The organism is Synechococcus sp. PROS-7-1 (assembly GCF_014279795.1).
Classification (GTDB): Bacteria; Cyanobacteriota; Cyanobacteriia; order PCC-6307; family Cyanobiaceae; genus Synechococcus_C.
The window spans coordinates 1,306,119-1,322,556 of the sequence record NZ_CP047945.1; the positions used below are offsets into that span (position 1 = coordinate 1,306,119).

Genomic DNA, 16,438 nt, shown 5'->3' on the forward strand with positions numbered 1-16,438 from the left:
CTCGACTTACTTCAATTCATCCTGTAGATCCACGATAATGCCTTCAATTATTAATTGATGAACAAGATTGATTGTATCTAAATCCGTATAGTTGAAATAACTACCTTCGTGCTTCAAAGAAGCAAGCGTATGTGTTCCATCACAATGGTTTAGTAAAAGTGTTTCTTGATGATTCAAGCGACGGACTATGACTTGATTGTCGAAGTCAGAAAAAATCAAAAATGTTGCTGTACCACCCTCAACCATTGGCAAGCGGTGATGTTCCGAAGCATCAGTTCCCACAAGCTCTCGGAGTGCTTGTAAGTCAACACCTGATATGCACAGTCTTGAACCTCTATTCAGTCTTGGGCGCGCCCAGATATGGCAACGATGCTGCAGTTCTTGTATGAGCATTTGTACGGGTTTACGATTGCGGGATGGCGCTAAACGTGCCCACAAGCATCGCCAATCAAGCATGCCAGCTGCCAATAACATTTGAGGGAAATTGACATTTGCAATATTAATGCTGTAGGTGGCCGATAATGAATCAAGGGTTTCCTTGTCTATGCACCCTAAAAATGAAGCAAATTCAGTCGCTAATGTCTGAGCATTAAGAGGTTCTCCTGGGGACGAGATGTAAAATTTTTCGAGAAGCTTCTCAAACGCATCGGCACCGATCAGCCACCGCACCGTCTTGAAAACATCGTGCAGTGGGTCGACAGTACGAGCCATCGCTCGATGGAGGTAAATATTGAGGATTTCTTCAGCGTCTGCAAATCCCTGTGCAGGAATAATTTGATCAACGAGCCATGGTGTTGGTTCTCGGTGCAGACTCGCCAAGAATTGCTGTTGAAGACGCAAAAGTTGGGGTGATTTCATCTCAAGCAAGCATTAGAAGGGTGGTTGGGTTCTGTGACTATGACCTGAAAGCAATAAGCTAGGATTCAGGATGTATGTGGTAAATGTTGTGAGTTCTGTCATTGTCCATAATATGGACAATGACAGATGATATGGTCACAATTTAATTGTTTCTTTGTTTCATAATGCACCTGATGTTATAGATAACTCGTCAAGGCAACGACGGATGCGGTTGACTTCCTGGAGTGTACGTTCAAGTGGTGGGACATGGTTCTCCCATTCCAACAAAGTTGGCCAGGCACCAAAATATCCAAGCGCTTTTGCATACAGATCCCAAACAGTTTCATGAACTGCCTCGCCGTGATAGTCAATGTAAACTTCACCGTTGCCAACCTTCTGTCGGGTGCATCCTGCAAGATGGTAACCACGGATGCTGTCTTGGCGATACTGCATCAACTGTGTGAGCGGGTCATCGCCAAAATTGACTGCATTTGCCCAGAGGTTGTTAACATCCATCAATACATATGAGCCTGATCGTTTGGTTAACGCATTGATGAATGAGGGCTCATCATAGGTTGAGTCTCGAAAACGCATGTAACTGCTGATATTTTCGAGCAATATGGGCTGTCCGATTAATTCTTGAGCCTGATCAATACGTTCCACCATATAGTCGAGAGTCTCATCATTCATTACCAATGGAAGCAAATCGTGGAAGTGATGATGCGATAGTGAGCTCCAAGAGACATGATCAGAAAAAACGGCCTCGGGATGTTCCTTTAAGACCTGCTTCACAAGCTGCAGATAGTCCTGATCCAAAGGGGCACATGAACCTAAGGACAAACCGAAGCCGTGGAGGATAATGGGATAGGCGTGCCTCAGGTCATCCAGCTGGTCACGGTACGTGCCACCTTCCTCTTGAATCAGATGTTCTGGATGAATCTGCAGAAAATCCAACGATGGCCTCTGATGCCAAACGTCCGATGCATTTTCATGGCAGAGGTTCAGTCCAGCAGATGCTCTCGGAAGACCGGTGGACAATGGTGACAGTGTCGTCGTTGTTGACTGCATAAATCAAGCCCAATGATTCGCTGGAGGCGCGATCGATTTAATATCCTCATTTTGATCAGTGGACAACGTTTGCGCACCCCTCAATTGACTGAAAAGTCAAACTTCAACACCTTTTATTGATTTCACGACCAACCTGCTGACGCCAAAGGGGAAGAAACCGAGCCCTACAACTCAGACCAGGCAACGCGGTGGGCATCTCAGCAGACAACCGTCGTCTGCTGAGGCCGCTTGGCCAAGTTCTCCGACATCCCCGACAAATCACTGTTTGCCGAGACAGGTGTGCATCAACGACTAGCTTGCCTCAACAACCATCCACCACCAGCCAGTGAAATCAAAACAGGAATCCAAGCTGCCATCAGCGGGGGAAGGGTGCCCTTCACTCCTAACGAGCTGAAGCTGAAACTGAGCACGTAGTACACAAGAATCAAGACAACGCTGATCCCGAAGCCCTGGCTACGACTCGTGCGGCTGTTTGGCTTGGCGCCCAAGCTGGCCCCGATTAGGCCAAAGACCAGGCAGGCCATCGGCAGAGTGAACTTTTCCTGAATTCTCACTTGTAGCCGTCGTGCTTCTTTGATGTCACCAGCTTGCTCCAGCAAATCTCTGGCACGAAGCGCTTCAGCAACCGTCATATTGTTCGCATCCTTCGGCAACTGCGCGATCCGGATTGGAGCCGCGCTGAGTGGATAGAGATACTGATCAAAATCAGCCGATGTTGTACTTCCAGACGGCGTCAGCGTAAGAATCTGTCCATCGAAGAACTGCCATTTTGCTTGGCTTTCGTTCCAAACAGCACGATCAGCCACAAGCATTTGGGTGAATCCAGCACGGGTGAAATCGAGAACAGTGACTCCGCTCATCACGCCATCCAGGAACTGCCTGGCATAGAACAGCTGGGCGAGTCCCTTGCTACTGCTGCCATCGGGGTCCTCAATACGACCAAATCGGGAGTACACAATGTTGCTTCCTTTTTCTGTAGCAATGGCTTTTCCGAGAGCACGACGCAGGGTGATCTCGGCAGAACGATTGGCTCGGGGCACCACCACGTCGTTGAAGACGAAGGTGAGGCCGGACATCAGCAGCGCCACGACCAGAGCAGGCACGATCATGCGCGTTGCGGTGACCCCAACACTTCTCAGGGCAGTGAGCTCACTGTTGGCTGACAGACGGCTGTAGGCCAATAGCGAGGCCATGAGGGTTGCCATCGCAAATGAGATCACCAGAAAGCTGGGCAGCCTGAGCAAGAGCACTTGCACAGCGATGGCGACAGGAAGATTTGACTCAACGATCTGACGCACCAGTTCGAACATCACCCCCACCGAGAGAGAGACCACCGTGAAGGCGGCAATCGCGAAGAGCAGGGGACCGAGAAGCTCGCCGATCAACCAACGATCCAACAGAGGGATCCGTTGAATGAGCCGTCGGATGGAAAGCCTGATGGATTCGTTCACAACTGGAATCCCTCACCGAGGTAATGACGCCGGACCAGCGGGTCATTGGCGACCTGTTCGGACAATCCGGAGGCCAGGATGCTTCCATCGGTGAGGATGTAAGCACGATCGGTGATCGCCAGGGTTTCACGCACGTTGTGGTCTGTGATCAAAATTCCCATTCCTCGTTGGCGCAGGGAGTGAATGAGTTGCTGAAGGTCGGCGACGGCAAGTGGATCGACGCCTGCGAAGGGTTCATCCAGGAGTAGGTATCGGGGACCTTCCAATCCCACTGCCAAGGCCCGGGCGACTTCGCAGCGTCGACGCTCCCCACCTGACAACTGGTAGCCGCACCGGTTGAGAAACGGATCAAGATGAAAGTCCCTGATCAGTTGCTGCAGGCGTTCGCGGTACTGAATGCCGCTAAGCCCACTCTGACTAAGCACCAATTGCAGGTTCTCCCGCACCGTGAGCTGACGAAAGACGCTGGGCTCTTGGGGCAAATAGCCGATTCCGAGACGTGCCCGCTGGGGCATGGACAAGTTGGCGACGGGATGGCCATCCAACAGAACTTCTCCGCTGTCTGGACGGAGCAATCCGATCACCAAATTGAAGCTGGTTGTTTTACCAGCGCCATTCGGTCCAAGGAGTCCAATCACTTCCCCGGGATCCAAGCTGAGGGTGAGATTTCTCACCAACGGTCTCCCCCCCAGTGTGAGAGAGACGCCATTGAGGCTCAAACTCATGGCGTTAGAGGTGTCTGTGCAGGCTGGTCTGGGCGCAGAATCATGGTGGATCTCACTTGCCCGCCCTCATTCGGAACGGCCAAAGCCCTTTCATCTTCAAGGTTGTATGTCACTCTCTCTGCTTGCAGTGTGCTGCCATCCTCCTGAATCACATCCACATCACCACTGAGCACCAGGCGACCTTCACGGCTGAAGTATTGGGCTTGTCGCGATGTGGCCACCATTCCCCTTGCGGGGTAAACGATCCGAACATTGCCGGACGCAGTGACCACACCTGTGACATTGTCAGCGCTCTGGCTGTCTGACTCGATGGTGATCAGGCCGTCATCCATCGCCCCTGCATCATCGGATGTCGCAGGCAGGGGCTGGGAGCGCACGAGCCCAACGGACGCCAGTGCCACCATCAAGAACAGGAGGCGTGTCAAGGCTGGAATGACAGTCATCGAACGCGACTTGAACACTGGTGCTCGGCGATTGACCATCAGGTGGTCATGATCCCACGGCATCATTCGTGAAAGAGAGGGTTGGGGGCGGATCGTTGTCCGGGTTCCCATCGTTTTGAAGTGAATAAAGGCGAGAGCTAGCCACCACGTGCAGTGCCATGAGATCTAGCCCCAAGGCTGATGGCAGTGACGGCTTGATACGTCCAATCCCCTCGCCCAGAAGGATGGTTGCCCCGCGCGTGTTTCCGCGCTCGAGGTGAACATGGGCAACTGCGATTTGAAGGATGCCCTGGAGCAATCGTCTGTTGGGATCGACCTGCTCATGCCAGAGCTCTTCAAAAGCATCATGGGCTTCATACCAGGCCCCTGAGTTGAACAACTCAAGAGCCCTCGTGAAACGAGCGTCTTCAGACAGGTTCAACGTTTTGACTTAGCCGCCTTCTTAGAGGGCAGTTTGCGAAGACGGATGGATTCTGGCGTTACTTCGAGCATTTCATCGGGACCGATGTACTCAAGGGCACGCTCGAGCGTCATCTGAACAGGAGACTGAAGGGTATCGAGTTCTTCTGCACCAGCTGAACGCATGTTGGTGAGCTGTTTGGTCTTGCAGACGTTGATCTCCAGATCCTGAGGACGATTGTACTCACCAATAATCATGCCCTTGTACACCTTGGTACCAGGGGAAATGAAGAACTGACCACGGTCTTCGGCGTTCTTGAGGGCATAGAAGGTTGCGGTACCTTCCTCGAAAGCAATCAGCACGCCATTGCGTCGTGTATCGAAATCGCCGAGCATCGGACGATATTCAAAGAACGAGTGACTCATGATCCCTTCGCCTCGAGTCGCTCGGATGAATTCGCCCCGGAAACCAATCAGGCCTCGAGATGGCACTACAAATTCCAGCTGGGTTCTGCCGTCCTGACCAGTCTCCATGTTCTGCATCTCGCCCTTGCGCGTACCGAGCTTCTCAATGCAACTGCCCACTGACTCCTCGGGCACATCCATCACCAGTGTTTCCACCGGTTCACAGGGAGTGCCGTCAATCGTGCGGTAGATCACCTGTGGTTGGGACACCTGGAATTCGTAGCCCTCACGGCGCATGGTTTCAATCAAAATGCCCAGGTGAAGTTCACCGCGGCCACTAACGGCGAAGCGATCCGGAGAATCGGTGTCTTCAACACGCAGAGCCACGTTGGTTAGCAGCTCGCGCTGAAGGCGATCTCTCACCTGGCGGCTGGTCACAAATTTGCCTTCCTGACCAGCGAAGGGTGAATCATTGACCACAAAGGTCATCTGAAGCGTTGGTTCGTCAACCTTGATCAGAGGCAAGGCCAAAGGCTCGTCTGGACAAGCAATGGTTTCGCCAATATTCACGTCATCAAAGCCTGCAACAGCGACGAGATCTCCTGCTGAAGCCGTTTCGATTTCAACCCTTTGCAAGCCTTCAAAACCGAGAAGCTTGCTGATACGTCCTTTTTTGACGCTTCCGTCATCTTTGATCAGCGCAGCATTTTGCCCCTGCTTGATCCTGCCGTTGTGTACGCGGCCAATGATGATTCGACCAAGAAAATCGGAATAATCAAGTGTTGTGATCTGGAGCTGAAGAGGCTTTTCGGGGTCGCCAACCGGAGGCGGAACATGGCGCAGGATGGCATCAAACAGCGGCCGCATATTTTCGCTGTCTGTCTTCATGTCCGGCTTAGCGAAACCTCCCAAGCCACTCCCGAACAAATAAGGGAAGTCGCACTGATCGTCGTCAGCACCCAACTCGATGAACAGATCCAACACTTTGTCGACCGCTGTTTCGGGGTCGACACGGGCTCGGTCGATTTTGTTGACAAAAACAATCGGGCGAAGTCCCTGCTCGAGAGCCTTTTTCAGCACAAAGCGGGTCTGGGGCATGGGACCCTCGTTGGCATCAACAATCAGTAGACAACCGTCCACCATGCCAAGCACCCGCTCCACTTCGCCGCCGAAGTCGGCGTGGCCAGGGGTATCAACGATGTTGATGCGCGTGTCGTTGTAGTTGACCGCTGTGTTCTTGGAGAGAATGGTGATTCCGCGTTCACGCTCCAGATCGTTTGAGTCCATCACGCAGGTGGGAACTGCCTCGTTGTCCCGGAAAATGCCCGACTGGGCCAGCAGAGAGTCGACCAAGGTCGTCTTGCCATGGTCAACGTGGGCGATGATCGCGATGTTGCGAATCGCCTTTTGCTGGGCGCTCATGGGGGTCCGTGTTGGGGGCGAAGGGTCGCTGGGACGCCCGCAGGCGCAGCCGGTGAAGACTATCTCAACGTGAGATCGATGGAGTCCCCTGCGCATGATCTGCGCGAAGACTGCCCCGGGTGACACCGAGGCGATGTTCAATCTGTTCGCGGCACCACACCTCGGCAGAGGGCATGCGTCCACGCAGTGCCTCGCCGTAAAGCAGCACGCGCCGCTTGGCGTCCTCTGCATCTTCATCGAGGAGATCCAACCGGAAATGCCTTAACCCGCGCGAACGCATGGCTGGGAAGGCCTCGATCCCGGTTTGAGCAGTTCCGTTGAACAGTGTGTTGCGACATCCGAGGTCTGCTCGCAAGGGGTGCTCAACACCGCTGCGGTCCTTGAGCAGAACGGTGTGGGACTCACAGGGCCTACCGCAATCCGTGTGGTCGTGCCCATCAGAGAGCAGTGCGCAGAACAGGCAATGCTCCATATGAAAGAGAGGCATGTGTTGGTGCAGCACGATCTCCAGCCGATCAGAGGGTGAGTTCTCGGCTAAATCCAGCAGCTGCTGGAGGTTCAAGTCACAACTCGCTGTGACCCGTTGCAGTCCCCAGCGCTCAAGGAACCAAAGCAGGCTGAGAGGATTGGCCACATTGAGGCTGAAATCGCCCCGGCAGGGGGCTAACTCGCAGAGTCGTTCGAGCTGATCGGCATTGCGCACAAGGAAGCCATCGGGGTTGGCACGCACAAGTGGGTCCAATGTCCACCCCTCGTCGGGACGCGTCACCTTGGAGCCGGTCAACCAGATGCCATCACTCCAGCAACCCCGGGCTATAGACACGGCCTCCTTGAGCTCACGGGGCTGCTCCAGGTCGGCAACGACCCCCTGAATCGGCGTTTCATCGCCGAGCTCCATCAGGCCCTTGAGCTGATCAAGACTTCTCACCAGCACCGTAAGACGAGGGGACTGATCGCCTGTGTCTGTTGGTAGTCGGTTCATGCAGTTCCGGATCAGCTGGCGTCGCTCCTCTCGCTTGGGTGGTGCAGGCCATTGATGGTGTGTTGTTCCAGGGTTCCCCGGAACAACACCCGCTTCCGCCATCACCTGAAGCAAAGCTCGACGCAGACGGTTGAGATCGCCAACTGGCAGAAACAGCGACTCAGAGAGTTCAATCCTGAGATGTTCAAGTCGCCAGCCTGTTCCCCCAAGACGTCCAAGCTGAGCGATCAGACGCTCACGATTGAGACCATGGTCCTTGGCTGGCTCGAGCAAGCGGTCACTGTGAACCGCCAATGGTTGGCCCTTTGAGCAGTGCGGTGCCTCCAGTTCGAGCACCAGTGGCTCACCGATTCGCCCGCGAACGACCAGGGAAAGCGCCGCGTCCTTCGGTGGGGTTTCTCGACCGGCTTGACGGCTCCAGGTGGAGTGCCACTGGGGATCACTGGTCAGCCAGACGGGAGCTCCGGTGCGGAGCCCCCTTGAATCAACCCGGCCTGGCCCCAGCTTCAGACGCCAGCAGCCTGGTCTTGAAGACACAGCGTCCATAATCCTGCCTCCAACCTCTCGGGGAACCTGAAAGGCCCCACCCTCTGCGGCAGCAACTTCAAGCACGACGCCCTGACCGCGGATTGGCTCGATCTCTGCCTGAACCTCGATCCAGCCGTTGGGATGCACCTTGACAAGATGACCGAGGGACGGACCCCGTTTCTTGCTCCAGCGGCCATGCACCAGAGCCGCATGATCAATGCCCTCAAGCCAACCTGTGCTCAGGCCCCGTGAAAAACCGAGCTCCAGCTGACGTCGAACGCTATCGGGGTCCTCAAGGATGCCGTCAAGAGCGCGGCGATAGACATCGGTAACTGCAGCAACGTAGGTCGCACTTTTCAGCCTTCCCTCAATTTTGAGGCTGCTGATGCCGATGCTCGCGAGTTCAGGGATTAAGGACCATGCAGCAAGATCCTGGGGTGAGAGCAAATAACGTTGTTCTTGAAGGTCACGCTCCTCACCATCCACGATGAATTGGTAGGGGAGACGACAAGCTTGGGCGCATTCCCCCCTGTTGGCACTGCGCTGGCCAAGAGATTCGCTGGTCAGGCACTGGCCTGAGTAAGCCACACACAGCGCGCCATGAACAAAAACTTCGAGCGGCACATCAAGCTGGCGCTTCTTGAGCTGTTGCTGGACACGTTGGAGGTCTTTGAGCGTGAGTTCCCGCGCCATCACAACCCGCTCGCAACCAGCGGCGGCGGCTTGAGCAACACCTGCGGCACTGGTGACCGACATCTGGGTTGAAGCATGCAAGGTCAGGCCAGGCACAAGCTCTTTGGCGAGAAGGCAGAGACCAAGGTCCTGCACAATCAAGGCATCGACCTTGGCCATCCAGCACTCCACCAACAGCTCGGAGACCTGCTCGAGCTCTTCGGTGAAAACCAAAACATTGAGGGTGAGAAACCCCTTGACGCCACGCGCATGCAACCAGCCCATGATTTCGGGGAGATCACGACTGTTGAAATTTTCAGCTCGCAGTCGGGCATTGAAGCTCTCAACCCCGAAATACACCGCGTCAGCTCCTCCAGCGACGGCAGCCTTGAGGGCATCCCAATCTCCAGCAGGTGCAAGGAGTTCCGGTAGGAAGGCCATCGTCACCGACCGGCAGCCAACCTTCGGGCCGGTTCAAACGCACGTAGGGCCTCTGATGATCCTTCAAAACGCCAATGCCAGGGCTCGTAACTCACCCCCTGGGGGTTAACGACCGGAAATGAAAGCGTGAAGTGGTAACTGGCTGCATGGTCTTGCAACCAACGGAAGGCGCGCGTGTTTTCAAAGGATTGCGAGAGGTTCGTGGCGGGATCTTCACCGTCCCCGAGATCAACGGCAAATCCAGTGCTGTGTTCGGAATAGCCTGGTGGTGCAGAGACCTTCGCCCGTTCGGCTGCCGATTGATTGCGCTCCGACTTCACATCAAAAAAGATGCTTTTCTGGAGATTGTGGGATCGATAGCCGCTGAGAAGACGCAGATCCACACCATCCGCAGCAGCTGATCGACGCATGGCATCGAGCGCCAGAGCCGCATCCCGATGCAACTCAATCCCTGCCTCCACTGGCACAAGGACATCAACGCCGGCCTCCGGATAGGGAAAGTGCCCAAGCAAACGCCCGTCGCCCGAGGGACGGGCATCAATCCCCTCAATCGGTGCAGAGGGACGAGTCCCATTCAGCCACTCGGGAACAAACAGCACCGTGGCAAGGGATGCGGAGAACACCAGTCCGCAGGCCAACAGGAGACCGAAACCACCGCGACGCTTCGGACTGGCCGATCGGCTACGACGCGCCACCGGAATATCGTCGCGGTTGACATCGCGGGATCTGCTGCGGCTGGCGACAGCCCGTGACACGACGTTTTTTGCAGTGTTGTTTCGATCGTAAGGGGGGGCGCCAGTGCAACCCTCACTAAGCCCTCAGCGGTGATAGCTTTTCAGTAACAATCCAGCGGAGTGAGCTGAGATGCTGAGAGTTGCCGTCGTCGGAGGTGGTCCGAGCGGATCCTGCGCAGCCGAGATTCTTGCCAAGGCTGGCATCAGCACCTGGTTGTTTGAGCGAAAACTCGACAACGCCAAGCCTTGTGGGGGCGCGATTCCCTTGTGCATGGTTGAAGAATTCGATCTGCCGGAATCAATCATCGACCGCAAGGTGCGGAACATGAAGATGATTTCCCCCTCCAACAAAGAGGTTGATATCAAGCTTGATCCCCTCGGGTATGACGACAATGCCTACATCGGGATGTGCCGCCGGGAAGTCTTCGATGCCTTCATGCGCAATCGCGCTGCTGAGCTCGGTACAACCCTGATCAACGGCCTTGTTCAAAAAATTGATACCGGCAGCGCACGTCAAGGTCCCTACACACTCCATTACGCCGACTACAGCTCCGGTGGGCCGACCGGTGAACTCAAGTCCCTTGAGGTGGATTTGATCATCGGTGCTGATGGCGCCAATTCTCGCGTCGCCAAAGCCATGGATGCTGGCGATTACAACGTGGCGATTGCATTTCAGGAACGCATCAAACTCCCTCCCGAGGAGATGACGTACTACGAGGATCTGGCCGAGATGTACGTCGGAACCGATGTGTCTCCCGATTTTTATGCGTGGGTCTTCCCCAAATACGACCATGTGGCCGTTGGAACTGGGACCATGCAACAAAATCAGTCCTTGATCAAGGGGCTGCAGAAGGGAATTCGTGAGCGGGCCCGCAAACGTCTGTTCAAAGGCGAGGTGATCAAAGTGGAAGCCCATCCGATTCCAGAACATCCCAGACCACGACGCGTCGTTGGCCGGATGGCTCTTGTGGGTGATGCCGCCGGCTATGTGACCAAGAGCTCTGGCGAGGGGATCTATTTCGCTGCAAAAAGCGGTCGTATGTGCGCCGAAGCCATCGTTGAGATTTCAGCGAACGGCAGCCGCATCCCCACAGAAAAAGAAATTAAGTCCACCTATCTCAAGCGCTGGGACAAAAAGTACGGAGCCACTTACGCCGTTCTCGACATTCTCCAGAGAATTTTCTATCGCAACGATGCGGCACGAGAAGCATTCGTGGAAATGTGTGATGACCGCGATGTGCAGAAACTCACCTTCGACAGCTATCTGTACAAGAGGGTGGTGATGATGAACCCCTGGCAACAGATCAAACTCACCCTGCGCACGTTCGGAAGTCTGCTGCGAGGTGAAGCCCTAGCTCCGGCTGGCTATGACGCCGTTCCTTCCGCCGTGGGACGCTCAGAGGGTGATTTTCTAGCCGATGAAGCCGCACAGGCCATCAAGGCTCAGGCTCACAGTGAATCAACGACTGAGCCGAACGAACGTCCGACCGTCACCACAGGCTGAATGCCACCCAGCTGAATCTGCGATCAGCGGATTCAGCTGCACGATTTCGATTTCAAGACTGAATGTTCTCGAAACGAGCCAGAACAGATGCCTGATTGCGCAGAACGCCGAGCAAGTTGAGGCGATTGCGCCTTACGGAAGGATCGTCGGCCATCACCATCACACTCTCGGCCCCATCAAAGAACTCTTCCAGGGTGCGGGCGGCACCCTCAAGTTTTTGCGCCAAGCCTTCGTAATCTCTTACCTGGGCTAGAGGACTCAGGGCTTCGAGTTCTACCAGCAGTGCGGCTTCGCTGGCGGAATCAAAGAGCGCAGCATCCACGACGCCTTCAACAGACAGCGTCGACGGAGGCAGATCACCTTTGTCGGCTAATCGGGATGCACGCTGGACAACAGCTTGAAGATTTTGCAGGCAGCCAGAATTGCGCAGATTTTTCAACAGCAACAGGCGATCTCTTGCATCCACTGGATCCTCCAGCAAGCGGTCAGTACTGACTCCATCGCCGCTGACTGCCTGAACCAAATCGATCGCAAATCCATCCTCTTCGAACTGGGACACCATCCGCTGACAGAGGAGCTGTTCAAGATCATCGGCCAGGGCTGAAGCTTCAACCTTGAAATCTGGGAAACGCTCAGCCCAGTGCATTGCAGCGGTTCTGAACAGTGACTGGAGGGGAAGTCTCCAGCCTCGGTTCCAGAGGATCTGCACAATTCCATTGCCTGCTCGCCTCAGGGCATAGGGATCAGAGGATCCCGTAGGGCGCTGACCCTTGGCAAAGATGCTCAACAGCAACTCGATCCGTTCCGCTAAGGCCAACAGGGCTCCTGCGTCACTGGTTGGAGGTGCTTCACCGGAACCAGCAGGCTGGTAATGCTCTGCTACTGCCAGAGCAACTTCACGGGCTTCTCCTTCCTCAAGAAGGTATTTGCCGCCCATCAACCCCTGAAGCTCAGGGAATTCACCCACCATCTGGCAGACCAGATCATGTTTGCAGAGATGGGCAGCGCGTTTGGCATGACTGGCAATGCTCCCCTCGAGTTGAAGCACGAGAAGAAGTTGGTTCATGACCCAGCTGATCCGTTCACTTCTGTCGAGAAGCGTGCCCAGTCCCTCCGCAAAGGTGACCCGTTCCAGGCTTTGCCGCCGTTGCTCACTGGACTGACGCCGATCCACGGTGAGGAAGAATTCGGCATCGGCCAGTCGGGCACCAAGTACGCGTTGATTCCCGCTGACAATGGTGTCTGAAGCGGACTCCAGCCCATTGCCCACTAGCAGGAATTCCGGCTTAAGCACGTTGCGGGACTGAAGCTGCAAGGGGTCTGCCTCAGCCTGCGGGTGTCTCAGCGGCACATAACGCTGATGGGCCTGCATCACCGTGACAATCACTTCCGGTGGAAGCTCAAGGAAGCGATCCTCGATTCTTCCCTGCAGCACTGCAGGGGATTCAACAAGATCAACAAGTTCCTGAAACAGAGCTTCAGGACAATCCGCTTGTCCACCACAACGCTCGGACTCAAGCGCGATCGCAGCGCGGATGGATTCAGCCCGTTGTTCACGGTTCACCATCACCCCTGCTTCGCTGAGTTGCGTCAAGAGGTCCTCGGCGGATTTCACCTCCTTCAACGGTTGTTGAAGACGATGACCACGGCTCATGCGACCGCTGGTCACCACTGGATCGGCTGCATCAAGGGTTACAGGAATGACGGCATCCCCCAGCAGGACCACAAGCCAACGAACCGGCCGACTGAAGCGCTGTTCTCCACAGCCCCAGCGCATGAATCGACGGCCCTGAAGAGCACCGATCCAACGGGGAACACATTCCCCGAGCAAAGCGGAACTGGCTTGGCCTGGAGTCTTGACCCGTGCGAATAAACAGGGGCCTTTCGGCGTGTCCTTGGGCTGAAGATCCTCTGGATCGACACCGCAGCGCTTGGCAAAACCAATGGCAGCAGGACCAGGCCGGCCATCAACCAAAGCCTGGGAGACAGGTGGACCTTTGCGGTCTTCCTCTAGATCAGGCTGCGAATCGATCAAGTCCTTCACGACCACAAGCAGCCGACGTGGCGTTCCTGTCACTGACAGCTCACCGTGCGCGAGGCGCAAATCGTTGAGATCACTGCGAATCCTCTGCTCCAATTGCCGGAGGGCCGAGGGAACGAAATCGGCGGGAAGTTCTTCAGTGCCGATCTCAAGCAGGAACGTGTTCGCCACAGCACGCAGATATCCAAGAGGCGACTGTATTGGAAGCCGCTTCGCTAGCTTCTATTGGTATCTGCAGCTCTTTGCCGGTGAGTCAGTCCAGTGTGGAATCCGCCACGGAATCAATCACTGCCAGGCTGCCGAAGGCTGAGCAACGCAAGCTTGACAGTCGTCATCTGCGCGACCCCCTGCTCGAGGAGCTTTCTAACGAACTCCCCTACTTCAGTGAAGATGCTCTTCAGTTGCTGAAATTTCACGGCAGCTACCAGCAAGACGACCGGGACAAGCGCGAAAAAGGCAAAGACAAGACCTGGCAGATGATGCTGCGGCTGCGCAGCCCCGCTGGCCGGATCCCTGCCCAGCTCTTCCTAGCCATGGATGACCTGTCCAATCGCCTGGGCGATGGCACCCTGCGAGCAACGACTCGACAGGCCTTTCAGATGCACGGCATCCCGAAAGGAGATTTGAAGGAAGTGATTGGAACCATCGTTCAAAATATGGGCTCCACCCTGGCGGCCTGTGGAGACATCAACCGCAACGTCATGGCGCCTGCTGCGCCCTATGCCAGAGGCGCTTACCCAGCGGCACGTCAATTGGCCGATGAAATTGCGGACGTTCTCAGTCCCGAGGCTGGTGAAGCCTCCTATCTCGACTTGTGGATCGATGGAGATCTCAGTTATCGCATTCGACCTTCGAGATCGGTGAAGGCGGTCCGGTCACGTCAACGCGATTCCAACATTTTTTCTGGTAGCAACGACGAGCCTCTCTATGGCGACACCTATCTCCCAAGAAAGTTCAAGGTGGCCGTGACGGTCCCTGGAGACAATTCTGTTGACCTCTTAACCCAGGACATCGGTCTTGTGGCTTTCACCGATGCCACAGGGGCCCTCATTGGCTGCAATGTCTATGTGGGAGGCGGCATGGGCCGCACCCACAACAAGGATGAGACCTTTGCGAGGGTCGCTGACCCCCTTGGTTATGTCGCAGCAAGCGAAGTGCTTGATCTGGTGCAGGCGATCCTGGCCCTGCAGCGGGATCACGGTGATCGGCAGATCCGGCGGCACGCCCGGATGAAATATCTTCTCCACGACAAAGGCGTGTCCTGGTTCAGGAACGAGCTCACGCAGAACTACTTCCGTGGTGATCTGAAGGGTCTTCGCAACGAACCGAAAGCGAAACTCAGTGATTACCTCGGTTGGCACCGACAGCAACCTGGTGTTTGGTTTGTCGGTATTCCTCTGCTCTGCGGACGGCTGGAAGGTTCATTCAAGGCTGGGCTACGCGAAATCGTTGATCGCTACCAGCTTGAACTGCGTTTAACGCCCAACCAGGACCTGCTTCTTTGCAACATCGGCAGCTCCCAGCGAAATTCCGTGCGTGACGCCCTCTCGGATCTTGGGATCCATACGCCGGAGGCACCGCCACCGCTTGCCCGTCATGCCATTGCCTGCCCTGCTTTGCCAACCTGCGGGCTTGCCATCACAGAATCCGAACGCATCCTTCCTCAGGTCCTTGAGCGTCTGGATGCCCAACTCAGCAAGCTCGAAATCGAGAAGTCCTTGCTGTTTCGCATGACCGGATGTCCCAATGGTTGTGCTCGTCCGTATATGGCTGAGCTCGCGCTTGTCGGCAGTGGTGTGAATCAGTACCAGTTGTGGCTTGGTGGAAGTGCCAACCTGCAACGTCTGGCGAAACCCTTCTTGCAACGCATGTCGCTGGATGAGCTCGAGAACACTCTGGAACCCCTCTTTGTGAGCTGGAAGGAAGCGGGTGGACGAAGAGGCTTTGGTGATCACGTGAGCCGATTGGGTGACGAACGGGTTGCCGAACTGCTCGCTTCTGCGCACTAGTTGCCATCGACGCGGCCATACCTGGCCATTGAGGCCTTTATGGTCCAAGCCCACAGCTGATCGCCATAGCTGAAGTGCCACCATTCATTGGGATGTCGGACAAATCCGGCTTCGGCCATGGCTGCATGCAACGTTGATCGGCGCTGATGCCAGAGGGCTTCAGGACTGCTGGGATTGGCACTTGCAGCAGATGCATAGTGATCTGGCAGTGACTGAGGGCCAATCGCATCAATCTCTCCCCCCATCATCAGGGATGTTCCATGCGGATCGGCCAGCGTTAGATCGATCGCTCCTCCCGTGCTGTGAGGGGGTGGCATCGAAGGGTCATCACTTGGTGGTGCCCAGAAACGCCCAACATCGCGCTGCACGTCCTCCAGCGCCAATGCCCAGTGAGGCATGGTCGGTTCAAGTCCTCGCCGCTCACATTCCTCCTTGACTGCGTGCTCCACCATGAAGGCTTGAACACTGACGGGACGCCAGGCATCAAACACAAGCAACTGAATCGGACCTAACTCGGGATCCTGATGCTGGGTGAGATGGTTTTGCACTTGAACGAGACGGGTCAACACGCCCGAGCGCACCCTGAAGGGGTCACCCAAAGGTCCGTAAGGAGCCCCAAGTTCTGCGTAGGGATGGGGTTCAAGACAGAGAAACGCCCGTCTGAGTGACTCCAGCGGTTCACCGCAATCCTTGATGGCCACATCACTCCAGGGCCGGCGCATCGTTGGCATTCAAATCACAAGAACTTTATTCACCAGATCTCCGACCTTGCGTCGC

The 16,438-nt window shown here is 55.5% G+C and carries 13 protein-coding genes; 2 read left to right on the plus strand and 11 right to left on the minus strand.

The features are described from left to right. Positions 1–6: 6 nt before the first annotated feature. The 9 genes from SynPROS71_RS07160 to SynPROS71_RS07200 form a co-directional block, all read right to left on the minus strand. Positions 7–858 (minus strand): DNA-binding domain-containing protein, encoded by an 852-nt coding sequence (locus tag SynPROS71_RS07160; RefSeq protein ID WP_186594155.1) that lies wholly within the window; start codon positions 856–858, stop codon positions 7–9. 159 nt (positions 859–1,017) lie between these two features. After that, entirely contained in the window at positions 1,018–1,905 is an 888-nt protein-coding gene (locus tag SynPROS71_RS07165; protein ID WP_186594157.1) for a DUF692 domain-containing protein, read from the minus strand. A 284-nt stretch (positions 1,906–2,189) separates the two neighbouring features. After that, positions 2,190–3,356, minus strand: a complete 1,167-nt coding sequence (locus SynPROS71_RS07170; protein ID WP_186594158.1) for an LptF/LptG family permease — start codon at positions 3,354–3,356, stop codon at positions 2,190–2,192. Continuing rightward, positions 3,353–4,081 (minus strand): LPS export ABC transporter ATP-binding protein, encoded by a 729-nt coding sequence (lptB, locus tag SynPROS71_RS07175; protein WP_186594160.1) that lies wholly within the window; start codon positions 4,079–4,081, stop codon positions 3,353–3,355. Before lptB ends, SynPROS71_RS07170 begins: the two co-directional genes overlap by 4 nt. Further along, complete coding sequence (locus SynPROS71_RS07180; protein WP_370586869.1) at positions 4,078–4,485, minus strand: LptA/OstA family protein; 408 nt, start codon at positions 4,483–4,485, stop codon at positions 4,078–4,080. The genes lptB and SynPROS71_RS07180 overlap by 4 nt, the downstream gene beginning before the upstream one ends. Positions 4,486–4,570: 85 nt before the next feature. Beyond that, a complete protein-coding gene (locus tag SynPROS71_RS07185) occupies positions 4,571–4,945 on the minus strand; it encodes a DUF309 domain-containing protein (RefSeq protein WP_186594164.1) in 375 nt (124 codons plus the stop codon). Next, on the minus strand, positions 4,942–6,750 hold the full coding sequence (gene typA, locus SynPROS71_RS07190; RefSeq protein ID WP_186594165.1) for a translational GTPase TypA: 1,809 nt from the start codon (positions 6,748–6,750) through the stop codon (positions 4,942–4,944). The genes SynPROS71_RS07185 and typA overlap by 4 nt, the downstream gene beginning before the upstream one ends. 64 nt (positions 6,751–6,814) lie before the next feature. Further along, positions 6,815–9,373: a U32 family peptidase gene (locus tag SynPROS71_RS07195; protein ID WP_186594166.1), complete on the minus strand. Its 2,559-nt coding sequence runs from the start codon at positions 9,371–9,373 to the stop codon at positions 6,815–6,817. A 2-nt stretch (positions 9,374–9,375) separates the two neighbouring features. Then, entirely contained in the window at positions 9,376–10,128 is a 753-nt protein-coding gene (locus SynPROS71_RS07200) for a D-alanyl-D-alanine carboxypeptidase family protein (RefSeq protein ID WP_186594167.1), read from the minus strand. 109 nt (positions 10,129–10,237) lie between these two features. Between SynPROS71_RS07200 and chlP the strand changes: the two genes are divergently transcribed. Then, positions 10,238–11,611 (plus strand): geranylgeranyl reductase, encoded by a 1,374-nt coding sequence (gene chlP, locus SynPROS71_RS07205; RefSeq protein ID WP_186594168.1) that lies wholly within the window; start codon positions 10,238–10,240, stop codon positions 11,609–11,611. A gap of 52 nt (positions 11,612–11,663) precedes the next feature. Here the strand turns inward: chlP and glyS are convergent, their stop codons facing one another. Beyond that, positions 11,664–13,823: a glycine--tRNA ligase subunit beta gene (glyS, locus tag SynPROS71_RS07210; RefSeq protein ID WP_186594169.1), complete on the minus strand. Its 2,160-nt coding sequence runs from the start codon at positions 13,821–13,823 to the stop codon at positions 11,664–11,666. Positions 13,824–13,900: 77 nt separating this feature from the next. On the opposite strand from glyS, the gene SynPROS71_RS07215 reads away from it, so the two are divergent. After that, positions 13,901–15,661 (plus strand): NADPH-dependent assimilatory sulfite reductase hemoprotein subunit, encoded by a 1,761-nt coding sequence (locus SynPROS71_RS07215; protein WP_255442031.1) that lies wholly within the window; start codon positions 13,901–13,903, stop codon positions 15,659–15,661. Here the strand turns inward: SynPROS71_RS07215 and SynPROS71_RS07220 are convergent. Next, positions 15,658–16,383 carry a M15 family metallopeptidase gene (locus SynPROS71_RS07220; protein ID WP_186594170.1) on the minus strand — a complete coding sequence of 242 codons (726 nt, stop codon included), beginning with the start codon at positions 16,381–16,383 and terminating at the stop codon, positions 15,658–15,660. The genes SynPROS71_RS07215 and SynPROS71_RS07220 overlap by 4 nt on opposite strands. Positions 16,384–16,438 lie beyond the last annotated feature (55 nt).

Bases quoted from the DNA above. Each gene is read 5' to 3' on its own strand.
- SynPROS71_RS07160 (WP_186594155.1), bottom strand. From the start codon at position 858: ATGAAATCACCCCAACTTTTGCGTCTTCAACAGCAATTCTTGGCGAGT.
- SynPROS71_RS07165 (WP_186594157.1), bottom strand. From the start codon at position 1,905: ATGCAGTCAACAACGACGACACTGTCACCATTGTCCACCGGTCTTCCG.
- lptB (WP_186594160.1), bottom strand. From the start codon at position 4,081: ATGAGTTTGAGCCTCAATGGCGTCTCTCTCACACTGGGGGGGAGACCG.
- SynPROS71_RS07180 (WP_370586869.1), bottom strand. From the start codon at position 4,485: ATGGTGGCACTGGCGTCCGTTGGGCTCGTGCGCTCCCAGCCCCTGCCT.
- typA (WP_186594165.1), bottom strand. From the start codon at position 6,750: ATGAGCGCCCAGCAAAAGGCGATTCGCAACATCGCGATCATCGCCCAC.
- SynPROS71_RS07195 (WP_186594166.1), bottom strand. From the start codon at position 9,373: ATGGCCTTCCTACCGGAACTCCTTGCACCTGCTGGAGATTGGGATGCC.
- chlP (WP_186594168.1), top strand. From the start codon at position 10,238: ATGCTGAGAGTTGCCGTCGTCGGAGGTGGTCCGAGCGGATCCTGCGCA.
- SynPROS71_RS07220 (WP_186594170.1), bottom strand. From the start codon at position 16,383: ATGCGCCGGCCCTGGAGTGATGTGGCCATCAAGGATTGCGGTGAACCG.